Annotated in this window: 23 protein-coding genes; 6 read left to right on the top strand and 17 right to left on the bottom strand. The window is 67.4% G+C overall.

The features are described from left to right. Position 1: 1 nt before the first annotated feature. The 16 genes from AWB92_RS11435 to AWB92_RS11360 form a co-directional block, all read right to left on the bottom strand. On the bottom strand, positions 2–274 hold the full coding sequence (locus AWB92_RS11435; protein ID WP_068126330.1) for a HypC/HybG/HupF family hydrogenase formation chaperone: 273 nt from the start codon (positions 272–274) through the stop codon (positions 2–4). Positions 275–291: 17 nt separating this feature from the next. Further along, positions 292–1404 (bottom strand): hydrogenase expression/formation protein HypE, encoded by a 1113-nt coding sequence (hypE, locus tag AWB92_RS11430; RefSeq protein WP_085185608.1) that lies wholly within the window; start codon positions 1402–1404, stop codon positions 292–294. Then, on the bottom strand, positions 1401–2069 hold the full coding sequence (locus AWB92_RS11425) for an SIS domain-containing protein (protein ID WP_085185606.1): 669 nt from the start codon (positions 2067–2069) through the stop codon (positions 1401–1403). The genes hypE and AWB92_RS11425 overlap by 4 nt, the downstream gene beginning before the upstream one ends. Further along, positions 2069–2779, bottom strand: a complete 711-nt coding sequence (locus AWB92_RS11420; RefSeq protein ID WP_085185604.1) for a hydrogenase assembly protein HupF — start codon at positions 2777–2779, stop codon at positions 2069–2071. The genes AWB92_RS11425 and AWB92_RS11420 overlap by 1 nt, the downstream gene beginning before the upstream one ends. Position 2780: 1 nt before the next feature. After that, the gene (hypF, locus tag AWB92_RS11415; RefSeq protein ID WP_085185602.1) at positions 2781–5150 is read right to left on the bottom strand and encodes a carbamoyltransferase HypF; all 2370 of its coding nucleotides are present in this window, start codon (positions 5148–5150) and stop codon (positions 2781–2783) included. A 1-nt stretch (position 5151) separates the two neighbouring features. Continuing rightward, complete coding sequence (locus tag AWB92_RS11410; protein WP_068126337.1) at positions 5152–5418, bottom strand: HypC/HybG/HupF family hydrogenase formation chaperone; 267 nt, start codon at positions 5416–5418, stop codon at positions 5152–5154. A 3-nt stretch (positions 5419–5421) separates the two neighbouring features. Continuing rightward, positions 5422–5910 (bottom strand): hydrogenase maturation protease, encoded by a 489-nt coding sequence (locus AWB92_RS11405; protein WP_085185600.1) that lies wholly within the window; start codon positions 5908–5910, stop codon positions 5422–5424. Positions 5911–6058: 148 nt separating this feature from the next. After that, entirely contained in the window at positions 6059–7390 is a 1332-nt protein-coding gene (locus tag AWB92_RS11400) for a hypothetical protein (RefSeq protein ID WP_085185598.1), read from the bottom strand. Next, positions 7387–8040, bottom strand: coding sequence for a DUF6084 family protein (locus AWB92_RS11395; protein ID WP_085185596.1), 654 nt, complete (start codon positions 8038–8040; stop codon positions 7387–7389). Before AWB92_RS11395 ends, AWB92_RS11400 begins: the two co-directional genes overlap by 4 nt. Further along, on the bottom strand, positions 8037–8672 hold the full coding sequence (locus AWB92_RS11390) for a DUF5947 family protein (protein ID WP_085185594.1): 636 nt from the start codon (positions 8670–8672) through the stop codon (positions 8037–8039). Before AWB92_RS11390 ends, AWB92_RS11395 begins: the two co-directional genes overlap by 4 nt. Beyond that, positions 8669–9565, bottom strand: a complete 897-nt coding sequence (locus AWB92_RS11385; RefSeq protein WP_085185592.1) for a NifU family protein — start codon at positions 9563–9565, stop codon at positions 8669–8671. Before AWB92_RS11385 ends, AWB92_RS11390 begins: the two co-directional genes overlap by 4 nt. Before the next feature lie 3 nt (positions 9566–9568). Then, positions 9569–11368, bottom strand: coding sequence for a nickel-dependent hydrogenase large subunit (locus AWB92_RS11380; protein ID WP_085185590.1), 1800 nt, complete (start codon positions 11366–11368; stop codon positions 9569–9571). Between the two features lie 46 nt (positions 11369–11414). Next, entirely contained in the window at positions 11415–12470 is a 1056-nt protein-coding gene (locus AWB92_RS11375; RefSeq protein WP_068186524.1) for a hydrogenase expression protein HypE, read from the bottom strand. A gap of 314 nt (positions 12471–12784) precedes the next feature. Then, entirely contained in the window at positions 12785–13555 is a 771-nt protein-coding gene (hypB, locus tag AWB92_RS11370) for a hydrogenase nickel incorporation protein HypB (RefSeq protein WP_085185588.1), read from the bottom strand. A gap of 123 nt (positions 13556–13678) precedes the next feature. Continuing rightward, positions 13679–14014: a hydrogenase maturation nickel metallochaperone HypA gene (locus AWB92_RS11365; RefSeq protein ID WP_085185586.1), complete on the bottom strand. Its 336-nt coding sequence runs from the start codon at positions 14012–14014 to the stop codon at positions 13679–13681. 57 nt (positions 14015–14071) lie between these two features. Continuing rightward, positions 14072–14716, bottom strand: a complete 645-nt coding sequence (locus tag AWB92_RS11360) for a GntR family transcriptional regulator (protein ID WP_085185584.1) — start codon at positions 14714–14716, stop codon at positions 14072–14074. Between the two features lie 68 nt (positions 14717–14784). Here AWB92_RS11360 and AWB92_RS11355 point away from each other — a divergent pair, with 68 nt between their 5' ends. Genes AWB92_RS11355 through AWB92_RS11345 form a run of 3 tightly spaced genes read left to right on the top strand, consistent with a single transcriptional unit; the run spans position 14785 to position 18303 of the window. Continuing rightward, the gene (locus AWB92_RS11355; RefSeq protein WP_142282048.1) at positions 14785–16149 is read left to right on the top strand and encodes an LLM class flavin-dependent oxidoreductase; all 1365 of its coding nucleotides are present in this window, start codon (positions 14785–14787) and stop codon (positions 16147–16149) included. Positions 16150–16170: 21 nt separating this feature from the next. Next, the gene (locus tag AWB92_RS11350; protein WP_085185721.1) at positions 16171–17355 is read left to right on the top strand and encodes a CoA transferase; all 1185 of its coding nucleotides are present in this window, start codon (positions 16171–16173) and stop codon (positions 17353–17355) included. A gap of 18 nt (positions 17356–17373) precedes the next feature. Beyond that, positions 17374–18303 carry a CoA ester lyase gene (locus AWB92_RS11345; protein WP_085185582.1) on the top strand — a complete coding sequence of 310 codons (930 nt, stop codon included), beginning with the start codon at positions 17374–17376 and terminating at the stop codon, positions 18301–18303. Positions 18304–18315: 12 nt separating this feature from the next. Here the strand turns inward: AWB92_RS11345 and AWB92_RS11340 are convergent, their stop codons facing one another. Beyond that, positions 18316–19740, bottom strand: a complete 1425-nt coding sequence (locus AWB92_RS11340; protein WP_142282047.1) for a short-chain fatty acyl-CoA regulator family protein — start codon at positions 19738–19740, stop codon at positions 18316–18318. A gap of 110 nt (positions 19741–19850) precedes the next feature. Here AWB92_RS11340 and prpD point away from each other — a divergent pair, with 110 nt between their 5' ends. From prpD to AWB92_RS11325, 3 genes are read left to right on the top strand one after another with little or no spacing between them, the layout of a single operon-like run. Further along, entirely contained in the window at positions 19851–21356 is a 1506-nt protein-coding gene (prpD, locus tag AWB92_RS11335) for a 2-methylcitrate dehydratase PrpD (RefSeq protein WP_085185580.1), read from the top strand. After that, positions 21356–22273 (top strand): methylisocitrate lyase, encoded by a 918-nt coding sequence (gene prpB, locus AWB92_RS11330; RefSeq protein WP_085185578.1) that lies wholly within the window; start codon positions 21356–21358, stop codon positions 22271–22273. The genes prpD and prpB overlap by 1 nt, the downstream gene beginning before the upstream one ends. Beyond that, positions 22270–23394, top strand: coding sequence for a bifunctional 2-methylcitrate synthase/citrate synthase (locus tag AWB92_RS11325; protein ID WP_085185576.1), 1125 nt, complete (start codon positions 22270–22272; stop codon positions 23392–23394). The genes prpB and AWB92_RS11325 overlap by 4 nt, the downstream gene beginning before the upstream one ends. Position 23395 lies beyond the last annotated feature (1 nt).

Below are 23395 nucleotides of genomic sequence, written 5' to 3'. Positions count from 1 at the left end.
CTTAGATGATGGCCGACGAGTCGAAGGCTTCCATCTCGGTTTGATAGGCCTCACCGAGTTTCTGGATCGCGGCCAGCGTGAGCAGCGCCTCGCTCTCGTCGATCTTGGCCATGGCGAAGCCGACGTGCACCAGCACCCAGTCGTCGGGCTCGGGCATGTCGTCCTCCAGCAGGCGCACGCTGATGGTGCGCTGCACGCCGCTGACGTCCACCTTGGCCAGATAGTTGGCGGGATCGGTGATTTCGACGATCCGGCCCGGGATCCCAAGACACATCCGCCCTTACCTCCCTTCTAACAAATCCTCGGCAGCGGGTCCCCGACGAGCATGTCGACGATCCGCGTTCCGCCGAACCCGGTGCGCAGCACCACGGTTTCGGCGGGTTCGGTGACGATCTCCCCGACCTCGGCCGCGTCGGCGCCGAGGGGGTGGGACCGCAACGCGGCCAGCCCCGCGTCGGCCTCCTCTGGGGCGACGACGGCGACGAACTTGCCCTCGTTGGCGACGTACAACGGATCGATGCCGAGCAACTCGCAGGCGCCATTGACCATGGGCCGCACGGGAAGTCGCTCCTCCTCGAGCAGTACCCCGAGGCCGCAGGCCTGGGCGAGCTCGTTGCACACGGTGCCGACCCCGCCGCGGGTCGCGTCGCGCATCCACCGGGTGGACGGGGCGGCCGCCAAGAGCAGCTCCACCAGTGGGCTGACCGATGCGGTGTCGGAGGCGATGTCGGCCTCGATGGCCAGGTCGCCGCGGGCGAGCATGACGGCCATGCCGTGATCGCCCATCGGCCCCGACAGCAGCACCTTGTCGCCGGTGCGCACCGACCGCGCCGACAGCGTCCGCCCGTCGGGAATGACGCCCGCGCCGGTGGTGGTGACGAACAGCCCGTCGGCCGCGCCCTTGGGTACCACCTTGGTGTCTCCGGTGACGATCTGCACACCCGCGACCGCGGCGGCGGCCGCCATGTCGGCAACGATCTCCTTCAACTCCGCGATCGGGAAACCCTCTTCAATCACGAACGCCGCGGAGATCCAGGACGGCACGGCCCCGGCCATCGCGAGGTCGTTGCAGGTGCCGTGGACGGCGAGCTCACCGATCGACCCGCCGGGAAAACGCCTGGGCTGCACCACGAACGAGTCCGTCGACATCGCCAGGCGCTCGCCGCCCGGCAGCGCCAGGACCGCACCGTCGCCGAGGGACTCCAGCAGCGGGTTGCGGAAGGCCTCCAGAAACACCGCGTCCACCAGTGCGGCCGATGCCTTGCCGCCCGCCCCGTGGGCCAGCGTCACGTGGTCGTCGAGCAACCGGGGACGACGCCTGCGGAACGACTCGATCCGCTCGATCACCTCGCCCTCGCCGAACCTTGGGCCCGACGAAAGGTACTCGCCCGCAGGCTTGTTCATGCCGCCCCCAGACCCTTATCGCCCAGCTGGTGATGCACGCTCAGCCACAGCTGGTAGCCCAGCAGCGCCTGCGACTCCTGAATCCGGTGCACGCTTTGCGACCGAACGACGAAGCAGGCGTCCACGTTGGGGTTGTCGGCGAACGCGCCGCCGTCGTAGCCGGCGAAACCGATTGTGTACAGGCCGCGCCGGTGCGCTTCGGCCAGCGCGGCGAGCAGGTTGGGCGACCCGCCGCTCGTCGACATGGCGATCGCGATGTCGCCGGCTTTCGCCCGCGCGATCAACTGGCGGGCGAACACCAACTCGAATCCGACGTCGTTGCCCAGCGCGGTCATGACCGCCTGGTCGGCCGTCAGTGACCACGCGGGCAGCGGCCTGCCGATGGGCGGCCGGGCGAACAGCCTCGCCAGCGTCGTGGAATCGGTGCAGCTGCCGCCGTTTCCGAAGGTGAACAGCCGCCCGCCCGCCGCGAAACGGCGCGCCAGCTCGGCGGCGGCCGCCTCCACCAGGTCGGCGTTGGCCTTGCACGTGGAGCGCCGCAGCGCCAGGCTCTCGGCCGCCTTCGCCTGCGCGGACGCGGCCAGGTCGGCCAGCAGCGACTTCGCGTCATCCTCCTGCGCGTCGATGAACGGGTACAGGAAGTTGGTGGGCTCGTCTTGACTCATCAGCAGTCCTCCAGCCGGCCGATCGCCGCGCCGGCATGCACCAGCACCAGGTCGCCGGCGTCGACCGGGTCGACGAGCGTGGTGATCACGTCCTCGACGCCGCGCGCGGTGCGCACCGACGCTTGGCCGCCGGCCGACGGGCCGACGACTTCGCCCAGGCGCCCCTCGTCGCTGCACGTCACGCAAACCCCTTCCGAGCAGTCGTCTTTCAGCAACCCGGGGTGCTCGAAACACACGTGGGTCAGCTCCCACAGCAGGTGATAGAAGAGCACGAAGCCGCCCGTCGCGGGCACCCGCGGATCCGGGTCGTCGAGCCACAGCACGTGATCGGCCATCCCGGCCGAGGGCCGCTCGCCGCTGCCGATCCAGATCGTGGTCGCCCCCCACGCCGGGGCGCGCCGCATCACCGAGCGCACCTGCGGGTCGTCGGCCCCGGAGACCGCGACCACGATGTCACCGGGCCGCACCGACACCCGCACCAGGTCCACCAGCTCCGGTCCGGTCAGCGCGACCGCGGGCAGCGCCCGCTTGCCCACGATCACCGGGTGCACGAACTCGACCGCGATGTGCAGCGCGTGTGGTTCCCACGACGGCGCGATGGACCACATGGTGGCCCCCGCGGCGAAACGCTTGGCCAGCGTGAACGCGGCGGCCGCCAGGTCCTCCGCCAACTCGGCGCCCAGCCCGCGATCAATGGCAGTAGTAGTCACCTCAGTCATCCTCTTCCAAACCCGTCAGCATCGAGATCGCGGCCTGACCCAGCGCCAGCCCGCCGTCATTGGGCGGGACGATGTGATGGGTCAGCACCTCGAATCCGTTGCGCCGCAATCGCTTACGGCAAGCGCGCAGCAGCAGCACATTCTGGAAAACGCCGCCGGTGAGCCCCACCAGGCGGATATCGCCCGCCACGCGACGGACCACCTTGGCGACGGCGTCCGCGAGCGCCTCGTGGAAGGCAGCGGCCAGCAGCGCGGGCGCGGTGCCGGCGTAGCGGGCCGCCACCATCGTTTGCACCATGGTCGTCGGATCGATCACCCCGTCGACCCGCACCGTCAGCGGCAGCGACGGCCCCTGCTCGTCCGAGGCCGTCTCCGCGAGCGCCTCGAGCTCGATGGCGGCCTGGCCCTCGTAGTCGATCCGGTGCCGTACCCCGAGCAGCGAGGCGACCGCGTCGAACAGCCGGCCGACGCTGGAACACGGCACGCACCCGGCTCCGCTCTCCAATTGCGAACGGGTGAGCCGCAATTCGTCCTCGGTCGCGGCGGCGACCGGCGGGAGATCGGGCGTCCAGTCGACGCCGGCCATCCACAATTGGGACAGCGCCATCCGCCACGGGTTGCGCACCGCGGCGTCGCCGCCCGGCAGCGGCGCCGGCAGCAGATGGCCGGCCCGAACGAACCGGTGGCTGTCGGTCCCGAGGGCGAGAACCTCGCCGCCCCAGATGGTTTGGTCGCAGCCATAGCCGGTCCCGTCGAACGACACCCCGATGACGGGCTCCCCAAGCCGGCCGTGCTCGGCCAGCAGCGAGACGACGTGCGCGTGGTGGTGCTGGACGAGATCCAGCGGCCGCTCGCCGGCGTGGCGCTCCGCCCAACCCCGGGTGTGATACCCCGGGTGCAGGTCCGCGGCCATTCGTGCCGGCTCGCCGCGCATCCCGGAGAGCTGACCGACCGCGCGCTCGAACGCCCGCAGCGTCTCCCAGGTGGCCATGTCGCCGATGTGGCCGGACAGGTACGCCCGCGAGCCGTCGGTGAGGCAGAAGGTGTTCTTCAGCTCCCCGCCCACCGCGAGCACCGCCGGGCCCGTCCGTCCGAGATCGACGGGCAGCGGCGCATAGCCCCGGGACCGGCGGATCGGCAGCTCGCGACCGTCAATCACGCGCACCACGGAGTCGTCGCACGGGACGTGGATCGGTCGGTTGTGGTCGAGGACCGCGTCGCACAGCGTCGGAAGCCGTTCGGCGGCATCGCCATCGGTGAAGCAGATGGGCTCGTCGGAGCGGTTGGCACTCGTCATCACCAGCGCGTCGGGGACCCGCTCGGCGGCGCCGGGCACGGGCGCCAGCAGCAGGTGATGGATGGGGGAGTACGGCAGCATCAGCCCGAGCAGCGGGCTGCCCGGCGCGACGGCGTCGGCGACGGGCGCTGCGGTGTTTGGGGGGCGGCGGCGCAGCAGCACGATCGGGCGGGCGGGGCTCGACAGCACCGCGGCCTCGTCGGCGTCGACGTGCGCGTAGCGCCGCGCGACCTCGAGGTCGCGGACGAGCATGGCGAACGGCTTGGCGCCCCGCGCCTTTCGGGCCCGAAGGGCGCCGACCGCCGCGTCGTCGTCGACCGCGCAGGCCAGGTGGTAGCCGCCGATCCCCTTGACGGCAACGACGGCACCGTCCGCCAGCGCGCGCTGGGCGGCCGTCAGCGCGGCATCCGACCCGGTGACCTCGCCGGCGTCCGATGAAAACCGCAGCGACGGGCCGCAATCCGGGCACGCGATCGGCTGCGCGTGGAAGCGGCGGTCCGCCGGGTCGTGGTATTCGGCCGCGCACCGGTCGCACATGGCGAATCCCGACATGGTGGTCGCCGGGCGGTCGTAGGGCAACTCGCCGATGATGGTGAACCGCGGCCCGCAGTTGGTACAGGTCACGAAGGGGTGCCGGTAACGGCGGTCGCGCGGGTCGAACAATTCCCGGACGCAGTCGTCGCACACCGCGATGTCGGGCGGGATCGGCGTCTTGAAAATGTGCTCACCGGCGATCGTCCGGCTCTCCACGATCCGGAACTCGCGGTCGCCGACGACCTCGACAGCCAGGTCGGTGACGGTCACGTTGCCGATACGCGCCAGCGGCGGCGCCTCGGCGCGCAGCCGGCGACCGAATTCCTCGACGCGTCCGCGGTCGCCCTGCACCTCGAGGAACACCGCCCCGGAATCGTTGCCGACGAATCCGGCCAGGCCGAGCTCGCTGGCGATGCGGTGGACGAACGGACGGAAGCCAACCCCCTGGACGACACCGGTCACGGTGAAGCGCTGCCGGACGTCTTCTTCGGGATCCGAAGACAAGGCGAGCATCAGGGGGGACTGGGTCATCTCAACCGCCCCCCGGGCTGACCGTCGGGTCGGGGCGGCCCCTGCCCATCAGCTCGAGGCCGGCCATCGCTTCCTCCGCGCCGGCGCGGTCCGTCTTCTCCACGGCGAAGCCCATGTGGATGATTATCCAGTCGCCGGGCGCGAACGTCTCCTCCGGCAGCATGCCGACGTTGACCCGGCGTTCCTCGCCGGTGACGTCGACCAGCGCGAGCTGTCCCTCGTATCCGTCCAACATCCGGATCACTTGACCGGGGATCCCCAGACACATGGCTCAGCGGTCCTCTCGTACGGTGGACGTCTGCAGCGCCGCGACGATTTCCTCGACGGCCCGCGCGGCGCGGGGGACGGCCTTGGCCACCGGTTCGCTCAGACCGATGCCTTCCTCGACGCTGCCCGCCTCGCAGCCCACGACCACGGTGTACGGCGGGCTGCCGCCCAGGGCCCGCAGGCTGGCGAACACGGCGGCCGGGTCCATGCTGTGGGCGTCCAAACCCGTTGCGCCCGAGTCTTGCTCGCAGTCGGCCTGGAACACGTGCAACGTGCCGGGGCTGCCGCGGCTGGGCACGGCGTCGACGAGGACCAACGAGTCCCACTCTTCGAGCAGGTCGTAGGCCAGGTGCATGCCGCGGATGCCGTAGTCGATGACCCGGACGCACGCGTCATCCAGTGGGATTTCGGCGTTGCGGACGACTTCCGAGCCGAATCCGTCATCCCCCAGGAAGATATTGCCGATCCCGGCTACCAGGATGCGCGCTGTCATCGATTCCCCCGGTCGGCTACATACGCCTCAACTTCAGGTAGCGGCGGGCGTCGGGCAGCGATATCAGTCCGAGCATGACTGCGATCGCCGCCACCAACGCGATGATGGCGACGAATATCCAGCCTAAGACTTCCATTTGGAACTCCTTTCAGGGTTTTGCGGGTTGTCCGGTTTCGAGTGGCTCGACCTCGTCGGGGGAGAAGTAGAGGTAGCGGCCATACCAGTCGTGCAGCTCGGCGGCGGGGTCGTCGTCGACGACGACCGCGACATGCTTGTTGCCCTCCACGTCCTCGTGCACCGACGTCACGCGGGCGGTCTTGCCCGCGACGAAGATGTCCTGCGCGTCGGCGTTGCGCATCGGGTGCAACCGCACCCGGCTGCCGCGCGCGACCCGCACGCCGTTCACCAGCACCGCGTCGAGCTCGGGACGAACGGCGTTGTCGGCCAGCGGATCCCACCAGTCGACCCCCTCCGGGATCTCCGGGACCAGCCCGGCCGGAACGTCGAGGGTGTGCGGGTCGCGCAGCACCCCGTGCAGGCGCGCCATCGCATCAGGCGACATGGCGTCACACTGGTCGATGATTTGCGCGGCCCGCGGGTCGGTGGCCCGGGCCTGGGCCTTCTCTTCGTCCGTCATCGTCATCACGCGCAGAGTGAGGATCTCGTCGATCTCCGTGCAGTCATACAGCGCCGTGTTGCTCTGTTCGGCGACCTCGGGGTGGTCGTAGAGGATGATCGGCGAGATCAGCAGGATGTCGCAGGTGCCGGCGGGGGCCGCCAGCACGGGGAAACACCGGTGCTGACGACACCGCGACGCCGCCTCGACGGCGCTCGGCGGCGGGTCGAGCAGCGAAACGAACTCCCCGCCAACGACTTCGGCGATGAGGTGCGTCCCGATCATGGACCGCGCGATCGAATCGGTTTTGCTTTCCGCGGCCGCGCCGACATTGGCGACCCGCACCGACACCCGGCGCAGGTCGCCGTCCGGCTCGCTGGTGACCGTCAGCTCGCCGCGCACCTCACGCCGCTCGCGGACCAGCCGACCACCGGCGAGCAGCTCGATGTCCGTGGCGGCATTCGCCACCACCGGCAGCGTGCGCGGCCGACCGTCCAACGCCAGAGGGCCGAAGGACAGCTCGCACTCGACCGCCTCGTCCCAGGTCAGCCACGACCCGGCCGCGGTCCTCAGCTCGTCGACCGGTTCGAATGCGCCGTGGGCGAATTCGCGCTCCGCGCCGCGGTGCTGCAGCTGCAGGAACCGGACCACCAGGGTCAGCGCCGCCGACCCGTCGACCAGGAACTCGGCCGCCAGGGTGTCGTCCTCGCCCAGGCCCGCTTCCGCGGCGCCGGGCGGGCCCAAAACGCCGAACTGCCAGCGTGATTGGTTCTTGCTCGACGTGCCGCGATACGGGTAGAGCAGGTAGCCCTCGTACAACACCGCGTCGGCGACGGCGCGGGCCCGGTCCCAGGCGGAGGTCATGTGGCCGCCTCCCGTTCGGTGTCCAGCAGCGAGGTGACCGCGTGGTCGAGGTCGAGCAGCCCCTGCGCCGACTTGTAGGCCGCCAGTGCCGCGATGGTTTCGTGGCTCAGCCGCACCCACCCGGTGTTCGGATAGTGCTGCGCGATCAGGTCCCGCCAGGCCGAGACCGGCATGTCGTAGCGGTACTCGCAGTCCCACGACACCTGCTGGACCGAGAACCCGCGTTCGGACTTGACGAAAATGGTTCCGCTGAACAGGAACTGGAGCGGCAGTGCGCCGTCGCGCAGCGCGTGCAGATACTTGGCGGCGGCAACCTCGAAGTCGTAGGTGCAGTCCAGCGGCAGCGCGACCGTCGTGTTGCCGGCGAACCCCGGCACCATCGCGGTGGCGTGCTGCCAGAGGAAGGTGCGCTGGGTGGCGGCCCAGCGTTCGCGGGGACCGAACAAGTCGAGCAGCCCGGCCGCCTCCGCCTCCGAGTAGGACCGGCGCAGCGGTTCGATCCGGACCTGGCAGCGCAGGGCGATCGCGTGCACGGGGTCGTCCCCGTTGGCGGCGACGCTGACCCGCGCGGTAAGCACCGGGGTCACCGCATACGGCTCGGGTGCCACGTCGAGGACGGCGAAGTTCACGTCCAGGTGCTCTGTCGTCATGGCCGCGTCTCCACCGCCCGGGCGGCGACCCGGGCAAAGAAGTCGTCGATGAACGCGCGGGCCTCCTGGCCGCCGTCGAACCCCCGCCACAGCATGCGCAACCGCCCGACGAACTCGTAGCAGGCGTCGATGGGCACGAGATAGCTTTGCGGGTCGGCACTTTCGGATTCGTCGTCAACCCGGACCAGCAGCGCCTCGACGTCGTCGGTCAGCAGGGCCACCCGCGGGTCGGCGCCGCCGATCGCGTTCCAGGCCTCCAGGTCGAGTTCGGACTCGGTCGCCCCGGCCGGGCCGGGATAGAAGGCGACGGTGCGCCCGAGCGCAGAGTTGGTGAAGAAGAAGGCGACGCCGACCGGGATCTGCAGCGCCTCCCACGCGCGGCGGTCCAGCGCGAAGTCGGAAAACGCCAGGTAGCGGTCCGGCACCGACCGGTAGCGCAGTTCGGCACCGGTGTCGGTGAACAGCAGATAGCAGGCACGGCAGACGCACATCAGTTGCCGGGCGCCGACGTTCACCACGTGCTGATGCTCGTCGGGAATGATTTCCGAGCACATTTCGCACCGCTCGGCGGCCGGCTCGGGGGCCGTCCGTTCGCTTCGGATGCGGGCGAGAACGTCATACGGGGTCGTCACGTCCCGGCTCCCATCGGTTCGGGGAGCGCCACCGAGGGCACCCCGTCGCGAGGCAGCAGGGGAAGCGGCTCGAGGTGAGTTCCGTCGGGGCCGGCGCCCGCATGCACGACATCGAACTGCGTGCCGCAGCGCGGGCAGCCCAGCAGCGTCTCGTCCAGTCGTGCGCCCGCCAACGAGTCGTCACACACCGGGCAGTGGTCGCGGTAGGCCAGCGGCAGGTCGCCGACCCGGCACACCAGCAGAGCGGTGCCGGCAACCCGGAATCCTGCGACGTCGCCCGGCTCCAACTCCGCCAATTCGGGCAGCGGGCGCCAGGTGCCGGTTCCGTTCGGGCTGTGGCCGTTCGAACGCACGTGTGCCATCAGCGATTCCGTCGGGATCACGGCCGCGTTGGCCGCCGGCTCCGCCGTCACCACCTCGATCGAGGTGACCTCCGGCGCGGCGGCCCGGACCGCGTCCTCGACGGCCAGCTCCAGCGTCACGGCCGACGACGGGCAGCTCTTGCAGCTGCCCTTGAATGCCAGCCGGACCGTGCCATCGTCGAGCACCTCCAGCAGGTCGACGTCGCCGCCGTGCGAGCCGAGGTAGGGCCGCACCCGGTCCAGGGCGTCGGACACCCGCCGGCGCAGGCCGTGCGGGTGCAGCCCGTGGACCAGCAGCAGGCTGGCCACCAGGTCGTCGGTGGCCAGCCGCTCGGCGAAACCGGCGTCGCCGGCCCGCACGATCCGTTCGAGGGCGGCCCCGTAGAGGCCGACCACCTCGCGGACCAACTGCTGGGCGCGCTCGTGCGCGGCCGCCCCACCCGCCGCGCAGGAATCCAGGAGGGTCTGGATCCGATCGCCCGCTGCGCGCCACTGCGTGTCGTTCTCGGGGTTCTCCGGGCGATCCGCCATGCGTCACTCCGTTACAGGCGATTGCGTCGGCGTGTGCAGTCTCTCCAGGGTCTTGCCCTTTCCGAGGTACATGTGCACGCCGCACGGCAGGCACGGGTCGAAGCTGCGCACCGTGCGCATGACGTCGATGCCCTTGAAGTTGTCCCGGCCGTTCTCCTCGAAGATCGGCTGACCCTGCACCGCGTCCTCGTACGGGCCCGGCGTCCCGTAGCTGTCGCGCGGGTTGGCATTCCACGGGGTGGGCGGGTACGGGTGGTAGTTCGCGATCTTGCCGTCCCGGATCACCATGTGGTGGCTGAGCACGCCGCGCACCGCCTCGGTGAAGCCGCAACCGATGGCCTCGTCGGGCACCTCGAACTTCTCCCACGTCTTGGTGCGTCCCGCGCGGATTTCCGCCAACGCCTTCTCGGCGAAGTGCAATGCGCACGCCGCCGCGTAGGCCTGGAAGTAGGTGCGGGCCCGGTCGCGTTCGATCGTGTTGCTGCCGTACTGGGGGATCTTCCACTCGAATTCGACGGGGCCCTTCAGCGCGGTCTTGGGCAGGTTGATCTTGACGCTGTTGCCGGTCGCCTTGACGTAGCCGATGTCGACCAGGCCGGCGAGCGCCGTCGCCCACAGGCGGGCCAGCGGGCCGCCGCCGGTGTCGAGCGCCAGGTGGTCCGTGCCGTCGAACCAGCGCGGGGACATCACCCAGCTGTACTTGCCGCCCTCCATGTCCCGCTTCTGCGGGTGGGGGTTGGTGTGCTGGTTCCACGGGTGGCGCCGGTCCACCGCGTTGCCCAGCGGATCGGTCTTGACGAACATCTCCTGGTCGGTCCAGTCGTCGTAATACGAACTGCCCAAAAGGATCCGGATGCCGAGGTTGATGTCCACCAGCGAGTGGGTGACGAGCTTGCCGTCGACCACCACGCCCGGGGTGACGAACATCGCGTTGCCCCAACGCTCCATGTCCTTGTATGCGAAGTTGCACACCTCGGGGTCCTGGAACGAGCCCCAGCAGCCGAGCAGCGTGCGCCGCAGTCCGACCTTCTCGTAACCGGGCAGTGCGGTGTAGAAGAAGTCGAACAGGTCGTCGTGCATCGGCACGACCTTCTTCATGAACTCGACGTAGCGCATCAGCCGCGCCATGTAGTCCGTCATCAGCTGAATGGTCGCGACGGTGCCGATGCCGCCGGGGTACAGCGTGGACGGGTGCACGTGGCGGCCCTCCATGAGGCAGAACATCTCTCGCGTCCAGCGGCTCACCTGGAGCGCCTCCCGGTAGAACTCTCCGCTGAACGGGTTGAGCGAGCGCATGATGTCGGCGATCGTGCGGTACCCGTGCGCGTCGGCGTGCGGCGCCTCGGTCTTCTCCGCCAGAGAGAGCACGCTCGGGTTGGTCTCGGAGACCATCTTCTCGCAGAAGTCCACCCCGACCAGGTTCTCCTGGAAGATGTTGTGGTCGAACATGTACTCGGCGGCCTCGCCGAGGTTGATCAGCCACTCGCCCAGGTGCGGCGGCTTGACCCCGTACGCCATGTTCTGCGTGTAGCAGGAACAGGTGGCGTGGTTGTCACCGCAGATGCCGCAGATGCGGCTGGTGATGAAGTGGGCATCGCGAGGATCCTTGCCCTTCATGAAGATCGAGTAGCCGCGGAAGATCGATGAGGTGCTGTGGCACTCGACGACCTCCTTGTTCTCGAAATCGATCTTGGTGTAGATGCCGAGGCTGCCCACGATCCGGGTGATCGGATCCCAGGCCATGTCGACGAGCTGGCCGGGTTCCCGCTTGGCGGTGGTCGGCTCGGGGACGATAGTTGTCATCGAAGTCCCTCCGGGTGAGGCGAAATAGAACGAAGCGTGCCGCGACCTACCAGGTGCGGCGGGCCCCGGTGGTGAGTTGGTCGCCGTTGTGGCGCCACTTCGGCTCTTTGTCGACGGTGCGACCCGTGACGCTGCGCAGGCTGCGGATCACGCTGCCGTACAACCCGACCGCGGTGCTGGACAGCTTGCCGCCGGGCGGCTCGTCCATGAACGGCATGAACTTGTCCGGGAAGCCGGGCATGGTGCACCCGATGCAGATGCCGCCGACGTTCGGGCAACCGCCGACACCGTTGATCCACCCGCGCTTAGGCACGTTGCATTTGACGACCGGGCCCCAACAGCCAAGCTTCACAATGCATTTCGGTGAGCCGTATTCGGTGGCGAAATCACCCTGCTCGTAGTAGCCGGCGCGGTCACACCCCTCGTGCACGGTGTTGCCGAACAACCACTTGGGGCGCAGCGCGTCGTCGAGCGGGATCATCGGCGCCTGACCGGTGGCCATGTAGAGCAGGTAGGTGAGCGTCTCGGACAGGTTGTCCGGGTGGATCGGGCAGCCCGGAACGCAGACGATCGGGATGCCGGCCTTGCTCTTCCAGTCCCAGCCGAGGTAGTCGGGCACGCCCATCGCGCCGGTCGGGTTGCCGGCCATCGCGTGGATGCCGCCGTAGGTGGCGCAGGTCCCGACCGCGACGACCGCGGTGGCCTTGGGCGCCAGCCGGTCGAGCCACTCGCTGGTGGTCATCGGCTGGCCGGTGGCCGGGTCGTTGCCGAACCCGCACCAGTACCCCTCGTCCTTGATCTTCTCGTTCGGGATGGATCCCTCGACGACGAGCACGAACGGCTCGAGCTCGCCGCGATCGGCTCTGAAGAACCACTCGAGGAAGTCGTCGGCCCCGCCGTTCGGGCCGCATTCGAAATCGATCAGGGGCCAGTGCACGGCAACCTTGGGCAAGCCCGGAAGCGCACCGAGGGCTATTTCCTCGACGCTGGGCTGGGTGGCGGCAGTCAACGCCACCGAATCGCCGTCGCAACTGAGGCCCGCGTTAATCCATAGAACATGGATCAATGTTTCTTCTGCTTTGACTGCCGCTTCTGTTGGCATGCTGCAGCTTTCCGGAGCCGGGCTGGACGCTCCTTGCGCTGCCGGAGTCGACCGTCGGCCCACTTGCGCAGCGCTGAATTTGGGTCTACTCCCGCCTCAGTCGGTTGTCAACGGTCCACCGTTTGCCGGCAAATGTACAGATGTACTATTGGCCTCTGTTTGCACCCGTTGGCGTTGCCGCGCAAGGGATTTCGCCCGACGGGCGCGGGGCCGGCCAACCCGTGAGCAAGCCTAACGAAGCACCCGGAAAATTCCCGTCGTCTTGCGAGTGGTTGGCAGGTCCGTCATGCGAGTGAATCGCAGTACGGCCGCCCTCAGTCCTCGGAGTTCGCCGCGAATCGCCGCAGCCACCCGAACCAGGCGCCCATGCCGGCGCCGGTGCGCGCGCTGACCGGCAGGATCTCGGCCGCGGCGTTGACTTCGCGGACGTGCGAGATGTACGAGTCGACGTCGACATCCAGGTGGGGCACCAAATCAATCTTGTTGAGCAGCACCACGTCGACCGATCGGAACATCACCGGGTATTTCAGCGGCTTGTCCTCGCCCTCGGTGACGGAGTACACCATGGCCTTGGCGTGCTCGCCGACGTCGAACTCCGCCGGGCAGACCAGGTTGCCGACGTTCTCAATGATCACCAGGTCCAGGCCGGGCAGGTCGAGGCCGGGCAGGGCGCGATTGACCATCGGCGCATCGAGGTGGCATTCGCCGCCAAACCCCTTGCTGGTGTTGAGCAGTGACACCTGCGCGCCGCGGCCGCTGAGCTTGGCCGCGTCCAGATCGGTGGCGATGTCGCCCTCGATCACGCCGATGGCGAATTCGCCGGCCAGCTCGTCGAGCGTCGCCTGCAGGACGGTCGTCTTGCCCGATCCCGGGGAGCTCATCAGGTTCAGCGTGCGGATCCCGTGGCTCTCGAACGCCGCCCGGTTGACCTCGGCGAGGGTGTCGTTCTCGGCGAAGATCGCCTCCAGCACGTCGATGCGCTGCTTGCCCGTCTGGTAGTGACTGTGGTCGCCGTGCTCGTGATCGGGATGGTCGTGGTCGTGGGTGTGCACGGTTCCGTCGTCGTGCCGGTGAAATCTACCCATGGTCGAATGCTAATCCGCACCGCAACGGGGGCTGCCCCGCCGAGCGTGCATCCTGCGACGCGTCCGGGGCGTGTCGCGTCGCAAATTGCACATTCGCGGAGTTGCCCTGAGCGCCTGAGGCTTTCACGAGACGTCCAAGGACGTCACTAGGAACTCGTCGCCGTGCAGCACCTCGACGTCGGGGCTGTCGCACTGCGGGCACCAGATCGACCAGGCCGACGTGATCTCGGATTGGCGGCCGCACGAACGGCAGCGCACCTCGGCGCCGACGCACTCGAGTTCCAGCTCGGCGTCCGGCATGTCCTCGGAATCGCGGACCAGCGTCCAGCAGAACGACAGCGATTCCGGCACCACCTGGCGCAGCGCGCCGATCCGCACCCGCACCACGTCGACGTGCCGGCCCTCGGCGTGGGTCTTCACCAGACCGGCGATGGCCTCGCACAGCGACAGCTCGTGCATGGCACTGTTCTACACCCGAAATGGTGGTTGCCTGAACTCAAGCGCAACTCGCTGTCGTCAGCGCTCGTCGAGCCAGGCCGCCAGCGACCGGCCGGCTTCCAGCACGTGGCGTTCGGCAATCGAACGGGCGTGCTCGGAGTCGTGGTCGGCGATGGCCTCGAGCAGTTCGTCGTGTTCGTCGAGCGAGTGCTTCTCATGGTCGGGGAAAAGCGTCAGAAAGTTGGAGGGGACCACCCGGGCGGCTTGACGGAGTTGGCCGAGCAAACGCGGCGAATGAGCGGCGCGGTGGATCTCTTGATGAAAGCGCCAGTTTGCTTCTCCGATGCTGTCGTCGCCCGATCGCGCGGCGACCTCGGCGGCGAGGTCGCGCAGCGAAGCGAGTTCGTCGGGATTGACCCGCTGCGCTGCCCACGCGGCGGCCTGCCCGGTGAGGACACCCAGAATCGTGAAGCTGTCGATGACGTCCTCGGAGTTGATGCCGATGACGGTGATTCCACTGCGCGGTGCAACGTGCACCAGCCCTTCGAAGGAAAGTTCCAGCAGGGCCTCACGCACCGGGGTGCGGCTTGTGGCGAACTCCTGGGTGATGGCATCCAGGTCAATGCGGGAGCCCGCAGGTAAGGCTCCCGTCAAGATGCGGTCTCGCAGCTCCCGGGCGGCGCGTTCCCGCACGGTCCCGGAGATGTCGACTGCGCTCGCCATCAGTGCACGATAGCAGGCACAGGAACACCACATTTGAAATCTGATATATCACATGTTAGTTTCCGATTATGGCAGAGCAACAGCGCACGATGTCACTAGTCGCGTTTATGCAGGCGGGCAGCACGTCGGTCTATGCAGGGTCGTGGCGCCACCCGGCGACCGAGCACGGTTACCTCGACGCCTCTTACTACGCCAAGATCGGCCGGCAGCTCGAGGACGGCTGCTTCGATCTGATGTTCTTCGACGACCGGCTCGCGATGCCCGGCATCTACGGCAGTTCGGTCGCCGAGGCGGTGCGCTACGGGGCAAGGCCGGTCAAGTTGGACCTGAGCGTGGTGCTGGGTGTGCTGGCGCAGACCACATCGCACATCGGGTTGGGTGCCACGTATTCGACGACGTACTACGCGCCGTTTCACGTCGCGCGGACGTTCGCCACACTTGACCACCTGTCGCGCGGGCGCGCGGCGTGGAATGTCGTGACGTCGGTGAACGACAGCGAGGCGCAGAACTTCGGTGTGCAGTCGCATCTGGGTCATGACGAGCGCTACGACCGGGCCGACGAATTCCTCGAGGTGGTGTCGGGTTTGTGGGACACCTGGGAGGACGGGGCGGTGCTGCACGACCGGTCCTCGGGGGTGTACGCGGACTCCGGGAAGGTGCATGAGCTCGGTCACGTGGGGCAGTATTTCTCGGCGCGCGGACCGCTGACGGTGCCGCGGACCCCACAGGGCCGCCCTGTGATACTCCAAGCCGGTTCGTCGGGCCGTGGTCGTGAATTCGCCTCCCGCTGGGCCGATCTGATCTTCACCGGCGATCCCGGGATCGAGGTGGCGCGCGCCCACTACCGAGACCAGAAGGACCGCATCGCCGAGGCCGGCCGGGATCCCGCGCAGGTGCGGATCTGCCCGATGGCCTATGCGGTGGTCGGTGAATCCGAAGCGCACGCCAAAGATCGTGAGGTCATGCTCCTCAATGACCTGGTGCATCCGATGGCGTCGCTGACACTGTTGTCGGAGTTGATGAACTACGACTTCGCACAACACGATCTCGACGACCCAGTGACCGACGAGCTCATCGCGTCGGTGTCGGGTATCCGCGGCCTGGTGCAGGGCCTGCGCGAACATATCGGCGGGGACATCACCGTGCGCGATCTCGCCGCGCACCGGGCCACCCTGCTGCAGGGGCCGCGCTTCGTCGGTACCGGTGCTCAGGTCGCCGATCAGATGGCCGAATGGTTCGATAGCGGCGCTTGCGACGGATTCGTCCTGGCCGCCACGCACATGCCGGGCGCGTTCGAAGACGTCGTGCGGATGGTGGTGCCGGAGTTGCAGCGGCGCGGCCTGTTTCGCACCCGCTATGAGGGGTCGACCCTGCGCGAGCACCTGGGACTGAGCCGGCCCGAAGCGCGTCGTCGCGTGGCGGCTGTCTCGTAGATGGGCTCACAACGCAACGCGATGCTCGACGGTTTGCGGGTGCTCGAACTCGCGACGCTCGCGGCGGCGCCTCTGGTGGCAACGTATCTTGGCGAGTTCGGGGCCGACGTCATCAAAGTCGAGGAGCCGCGGAACGGTGACCCGATTCGGGCATGGGGGCACCAGCGCAACGGCATTGGGCTGATGTGGAAGTCGATATCGCGCAACAAGCGTTCGATCACGCTCAACCTGCGCCGCGCGGAAGGTCAGGCGCTGGCACGGCGCTTAGTGGAGAAGGCCGATGTCGTGATCGTCAACACCCGCCCCCAAACCTTGCGTGAGTGGGGTCTGGATTACGACAGCCTGCGGGCGGTCAACGAACGAATTGTGATGTTGCACATCACCGGTTACGGGCTGACCGGACCAAAATCACAGCGCCCCGGGTTCGGCACCTTGGGTGAGGCGATGAGCGGCTTTGCCCACATCACCGGCCAGCCCGACGGGCCACCGACGCTGCCGCCATTCATGCTGGCCGACGGCGTGGCCTCGCTGAATGCTGCCTACGCGGTGATGATGGCGCTGTATCACCGCGACGTGCACGGCGGGACGGGTCAGCTGATCGACATCAACCTGATCGACCCCTTGGCCCGGCTGCTCGAACAGACGCTGCTGGGCTATGACCAGCTCGGCGTGGTTCCGGCGCGAGCGGGCAATCGCTGGGATATTTCGGCCCCACGCAACACCTATCAGACCGCAGACGGCCGCTGGTTGGCCATGTCGGGTAGTTCACCTGCGTTGGCGTTGAGGGTGTTTCGCGCAATCGGCCGCGACGATCTGGTCGAGGACGCCGACTTTTCCGATCCGCAACGTCGACTGGCGCGCGCAGCGGAGGTTGATGAGGTTGTCGCGAAATGGGTGTCGTCGAAAACGCTGGCGGAGGCGATGGAGGTCTTCGACGCCGCGGAGGTGGCGGCCGCCCCCGTGTACGACGTCGCCGACCTGGTGGCCGACGAGCAGCTGCGACACCGCGGGGTCTTCGTCTCCGTCGACGATCGCGAGCTTGGGCCGGTGACGGTACAGGCGCCGGTCCCAAGGTTCTCCGAATCGCCCTGCCGCATCGAGCATCTCGGGCCGGCCTTGGGAGAGCACAATGCCCAGGTATACGGCGAGGTTCTCGGGTTGACCTTGTCCGACATCGACGATCTGCGCGCCGTAGGCGTGCTGTAACGCGTAAAGGAAACCGATATGACCGGGCTTCTTCGCCGCTCCGAGCTCGCGCTGCCGGCCAGCAATGACCACATGTTCGCCAAGGCGCTGTCGTGCGGCGCGGACCTGGTCTTCCTCGATCTGGAGGACGCCGTACCGCCGGCGTTCAAAGAGGAATCGCGGGAGAAGGCGATCGCCGCGCTGACCGAACTCGACTGGGGTTCGACGGCGCGGGCGGTGCGCATCAATGGTCTGGACACCGAATGGTGTCACGACGACGTGATCGAGGTCGTCAGGCGGGCCGGCGCCCACCTCGACACCATCGTGGTTCCCAAGGCCCGCACCGCCAAGGACGTGTGGTGGGTAGACGTGCTGCTTACCCAGCTCGAAGCAAAGCTGAACTTGGACAAGCATATTCGGCTCGAAGTGCTGATCGAAGAAGTCGAAGGCCTGGCGAATGCGGAGACGATCGCCGTGTCCAGTTCGCGCATCGACGCGCTGATCTTCGGGGTCGGCGACTTCTCGCTGTCGCAGGGTGCGCGGGTCGACACCAACTTCGTGCCGCTCGGTGATTATCCCGGTGACTTCTGGCACTACGCGCGCAACAAGATCATGGTCGCGGCGCGGATAGCCGGCGTCGACGCCGTCGATGCGCCCTATCCCGACTACCAAGACCTGGAAGGCTACGAACGCGACGCCCGTCGTGCCTCGCTGATCGGCTACACCGGCAAATGGGCGATCCACCCAACGCAGGTGCCGATCGCCAACGCGGTCTACTCGCCGACCGACAGCGAAATCGCCTTGGCTGAGCGCAATCTCGCGGCCTACCACGAAGCTGCCGCGCAGGGCCGCGGCGCGGTAGGTGTCGAGGGCGTGCTCGTCGACGCCGCACACGTCAAGATGGCGGAACAGACGCTGGCTCGGGTTGCGCTGATCCAGGGCCGCCAACCTGCAGGCGCAGGACGGTAACGACCCGGGCCGTCAGTCCGGGGTCGCCGGTGGATAGGGCAGGTCAGTACTCGCGTTCGGGTCGACGTGCACCGGGTGGCCCAGGTACGGGAAGGCGCGTTGCGGGCAGGCCGGCCGGTCGCAGATCTTGCAGCCGGCACCGATCGGCACGATCGCCTCGGCATCCGCCAGGTCGATACCCACTGAGTAGACCAGTTTCTCGGCGTGGGCGACGTCGCACCCGAGCCCGATCGCGAAGCTTTTATCTGGACCCAGGTATCGGCTGGGCTCCGTCGTTGTGGTCCTCGCTATCCAGAAATAGGTGCGCTCGTCGGGCATCTGGGCTATTTGAGTCAGGAACTGGCCGGGCCGGGAATAGGCGTGGTGAACCACCCATAGAGGGCAGTTGCCACCGACGCGGGAGAAGTGAAATGCCGTGGCGGACTGCCGTTTCGAGATATTCCCCGCGCTGTCTGTGCGAACGAAGATGAACGGGACTCCGCGCGCGCTCGGGCGTTGCAGGGTGGATAGCCGGTGGCAGATGGTTTCGAAGCCCACCTCGAATTGCCTTGCCAGCTGGTCGATGTCGTAGCGGACGCTCTCGGCGGCATGGAGGAATCTCAGGTAGGGCAGGAGCAGGGCGCCGGCGAAGTAGTTGGCCAGGCCAATGTGGGCTACGCCGCGCGCATCGTCGCTGAGCTGATCATCGCCGGCGATGATGCCGGTGATCAGGTCGCCCTGGGTGAGCAGCGCGATCTGAGTCGCGAGTTGGAAGGCGCGTTGGCCGGGATGCAGCCACCGAGCCAGGTGCAACGTCCGCGATTCGGCTCGGAACAAACGTTTAGCGTTGGGATTCAGCAGCTGGCCGTCGTCGATGATCACGGCGACGCCCAGCTTCTCGGCGAGCAGCTCTGCGAGCTGGCCGTCGAGCCCGCCAACCCGCAGCCGGTTTTGGTTGAACAGCTCCTCGGCCGCGACGTCCAGCTCTCCGACGTAGTTCTTGCGGTCATAGAAGAAATCCCGGACCTCTTCGAAAGGCATGGGCCGCTGGGGCACCGCCGATACTTCGACGTTGGCACGGCTATGGATCGCTTCGAGGTCGGCGGTGGCGTCGTGTAACCGCCGGTGCAGGTTTACCAGCGTCTGACCGACCGCCGGCATGCGGGCGACGAGCTCCTCGATTTGCGCTGCGGTTGCGGAACCCTCGGCCAATACCTCACGTAGGTCCGAGACCAAGCGAGCATCGGAATCCGGCGCAAAGTACTGGGCCGGTAAGCCGAATCGCTCGGTAAGGGTCAGTAGCACCGGGACCGTGATTGGGCGCTGGTCGTTTTCGAGCTGGTTGACGTAGCTCGTCGACAATTCGAGGACGCGCGCCAGCGCCGCCTGGGTTAACCCCTGCTCCTCGCGTAATCGCCGTAGCCGAGCCCCGGCGAACGTCCTGGCCACCAGCGACACGATACTCCCACCGGTTTACACAACATTCGCAAAAATGGACGGTCCAGGACACAAAATTACGCATTTACAGGGGATTTACCGACGATCTGCTGCTGCGTACTGTGCGGCTTATGCGGACCCACGACGTTCGAACCCGGCGCAGCGCCGACGATTTCCCCCGTACTGACCACCTGGCGTGGAAGATCGCCGAGGTCGCGGCCGACCCGGTTGCCGTGCCCGCGGACACCGAGGCGATGGTGATCAATCGCATCATCGACAACGCCGCAGTTTCCGCCGCCTCGCTCATCCGCCGGCCGGTAGCCGCCGCACGGGCTCAGGCGCTGGCCCATCCCTCCTCGACCAGAGGCGCGAAGGTTTTCGGTGTCGATGGTGACTATTCGCCGGAGTGGGCGGCCTGGGCCAACGGCGTCGCGGTGCGCGAACTGGACTTCCACGACACGTTTCTGGCCGCCGAGTACTCCCACCCGGGAGACAACATTCCCCCCCTGGTAGCCGTCGCCCAGCACCTCGATATCAACGGAGCCGACCTGATCCGAGGCATCGCTACCGGCTACGAGGTCCAGATCGATCTCGTCAAGGGAATTTGCTTGCACGAGCACAAGATCGACCACGTCGCGCACCTCGGCCCGTCGGTGGCCGCGGGCCTGGGCACCATGCTGCGCCTCGATCAGGAGACCATTTACCAGGCGATCGGCCAGGCGCTGCACTTGACGACGTCCACCCGGCAGTCACGCAAGGGCCTGATCTCGAGTTGGAAGGCGTACGCGCCCGCGTGGGCCGGCAAGGTCGCCATCGAAGCCGTCGATCGGGCCATGCGCGGGGAAGGCGCACCCGCGCCGATCTGGGAAGGCGAGGACGGGGTGATCGCCTGGCTGCTCTCGGGCCCCGAACACACCTATCAGGTGCTGCTGCCCGAGCCCGGCGAGCCCAAGCGGGCCATCTTGGACAGCTACACCAAGGAGCACTCGGCCGAATACCAAAGCCAGGCCCTGATCGATCTGGCCCGTCGGATGCGTGAGCGGATCGGCGACCTGGGCCAGATCGCGACGATCGTGCTGCACACCAGTCATCACACCCACTATGTGATCGGCACCGGCTCGGGCGACCCGCAGAAGATGGACCCGAACGCATCCCGGGAGACTCTGGACCACTCTGTGATGTACATCTTCGCGGTCGCGTTGCAGGACGGCACCTGGCACCATGAGCGGTCCTACGCGCCGGAACGGGCCCACCGCCCTGACACGATCGAACTCTGGCACAAGATCTCGACGCGCGAAGACCCCGAATGGACCCGGCGCTACCACTCCTCGGATCCCGGGGAGAAAGCCTTCGGCGCCCGCGCCGAAGTAACCCTCAAAAACGGTGAGGTCATCGTCGACGAGATCGCCGTCGCCGACGCTCATCCGTTGGGCGCCCGGCCGTTTGAGCGAAAGCAGTACGTCGCGAAGTTCACCGAGCTCGCCGAGGGTGTCGTCAGCGACGCCGAACAGCAGCGGTTCCTGTCGGCGGTTGAAGCTCTGCCGGACCTGCAGGCCGGCGCTCTGAGCACGCTCAACATCACCGTCGGCCCGCTGGTGCTCGAAATGGCTCCGACGATTCCAGCGGGCATCTTCTGATGAGTGGTCTCATCGCAAGCGCCTTGGCCGCCTCCGACAAGCGGGCGCGCTTCCGCGAGGAACTGGAAAGCGGTCGGCTACAACGGCTTCCGGGCGCCTTCTCCCCGCTGGTCGCCAAGCTGGTCGCCGAGATCGGGTTCGACGGCGTGTACGTGTCCGGGGCGGTGCTGTCGGCCGACCTCGGCCTGCCCGACATCGGATTGACCACCCTGACGGAGGTCAGCGCGCGCGGTTCGCAGATCGCGTCGGCCACAGACCTGCCCACCCTGATCGATGCCGACACCGGCTTCGGCGAACCGATGAGCGCCGCACGCACCGTGACGGTGCTGGAGGACGCCGGCCTGGCCGGTCTGCACTTGGAGGACCAGGAGAACCCGAAGCGGTGCGGGCACCTCGACGGCAAAGCCGTGGTGCCGACGAACGAGATGATCAAACGCCTGCGCGCCGCCGTATCCGCCCGGCGAGATCCGAATTTCATCATCTGCGCACGCACCGACGCCGCAGGAATCGAAGGGATTCCTGCGGCGATCGACCGGGCCAAGGCCTACGCCGACGTGGGTGCCGATCTCATCTTCACCGAGGCTCTGCACACGCCGGCCGAATTCGAGCAGTTCCGGGCCGCGGTGGATACGCCGTTGCTGGCCAACATGACCGAGTTCGGGAAGTCGGAGCTGCTGAGCGCCAAGCAGCTGTCCGACATCGGCTACAACGTGGTGATCTACCCGGTGACCACGCTGCGTCTGGCCATGCACGCCGTCGAGGTCGGCCTCCGGGAAATCGCTGACGCTGGAACGCAATCCGGACTCTTGGACCGCATGCAACACCGTAGCCGGCTCTACGAGCTACTGCGCTACGCCGACTACAACCAATTCGACTCCGACACCTACAACTTTGCCCTGCAAGGAGCGCAACGATGAGCATCATTGACGATAAGCCTCGCATCTACAAGGGTTTGGCCGGTGTGGTCGTCGACACCACCGCGATCTCCAAGGTGGTACCGGAGACCAACTCCCTGACCTACCGCGGATACGCGGTCCAGGATCTGGCCGCCCACTGCAGCTTTGAACAGGTTGCCTATCTACTGTGGCACGGCGAACTTCCGACCGACCAGCAGCTCGCCCTGTTCTGCCAGCGTGAACGCGCCAGCCGTCGCATCGACCGATCCATGCAGTCGCTGTTGGCGAAACTGCCCGACACCTGCCACCCGATGGACGTGGTTCGCACGGCGATCAGCTACCTCGGTGCCGAGGACCCCGAAGAGGACGACCCCAGCGAGACCGCGAATTACGCGAAATCGCTTCGGATGTACGCCATCTTGCCGACTATCGTCGCCGCGGACATGCGCCGGCGGCGCGGGCTGGAGCCGATCGCACCGCACAGTCAAATGGGGTACGCGGAGAACTTTTTGCACATGTGTTTCGGCGAGGTGCCCGAACCGGTGATCGTGGAGGCATTCGAGCAGTCGATGATCCTCTACGCTGAGCACAGCTTCAACGCCTCCACGTTCGCCGCCCGGGTGGTCACCTCGACCCAGTCCGACATCTACAGCGCGGTCACCGCGGCGATCGGCGCACTCAAGGGATCGCTGCACGGCGGCGCCAACGAAGCCGTCATGCACGACATGCTGGAAATCGGCAGTCCGGACAACGCCGCCGAATGGCTGCGCGGCAAGCTCTCGCGCAAGGAGAAGGTGATGGGTTTCGGCCACCGGGTCTACAAGAACGGCGACTCTCGGGTGCCGACCATGAAGCGGGCCCTAGAGCGTGTGGCGGTGGTTCGTGGCGGTCAGCGGTGGCTGGAGATCTACGAAGTTCTGGAAAAGGCCATGGCGGAAGCCAACGAAATCAAGCCGAACCTGGACTTTCCGACCGGCCCCGCCTACTACCTGATGGGCTTCGAGATCCCCACGTTCACACCGATCTTCGTGATGAGTCGCATTACCGGCTGGACCGCTCACATCATCGAGCAGGCCGCCTCAAACGCGTTGATCCGGCCCCTCAGTGAGTACTCGGGGCCGCCGCAGCGCGCGCTCGGGTAAC

The sequence above is a fragment of the Mycobacterium sp. IEC1808 genome, from assembly GCF_002101935.1.
In the GTDB taxonomy this organism is placed as follows: Bacteria; Actinomycetota; Actinomycetes; order Mycobacteriales; family Mycobacteriaceae; genus Mycobacterium.
This window is presented reverse-complemented; position numbering and strand designations above follow the sequence as displayed.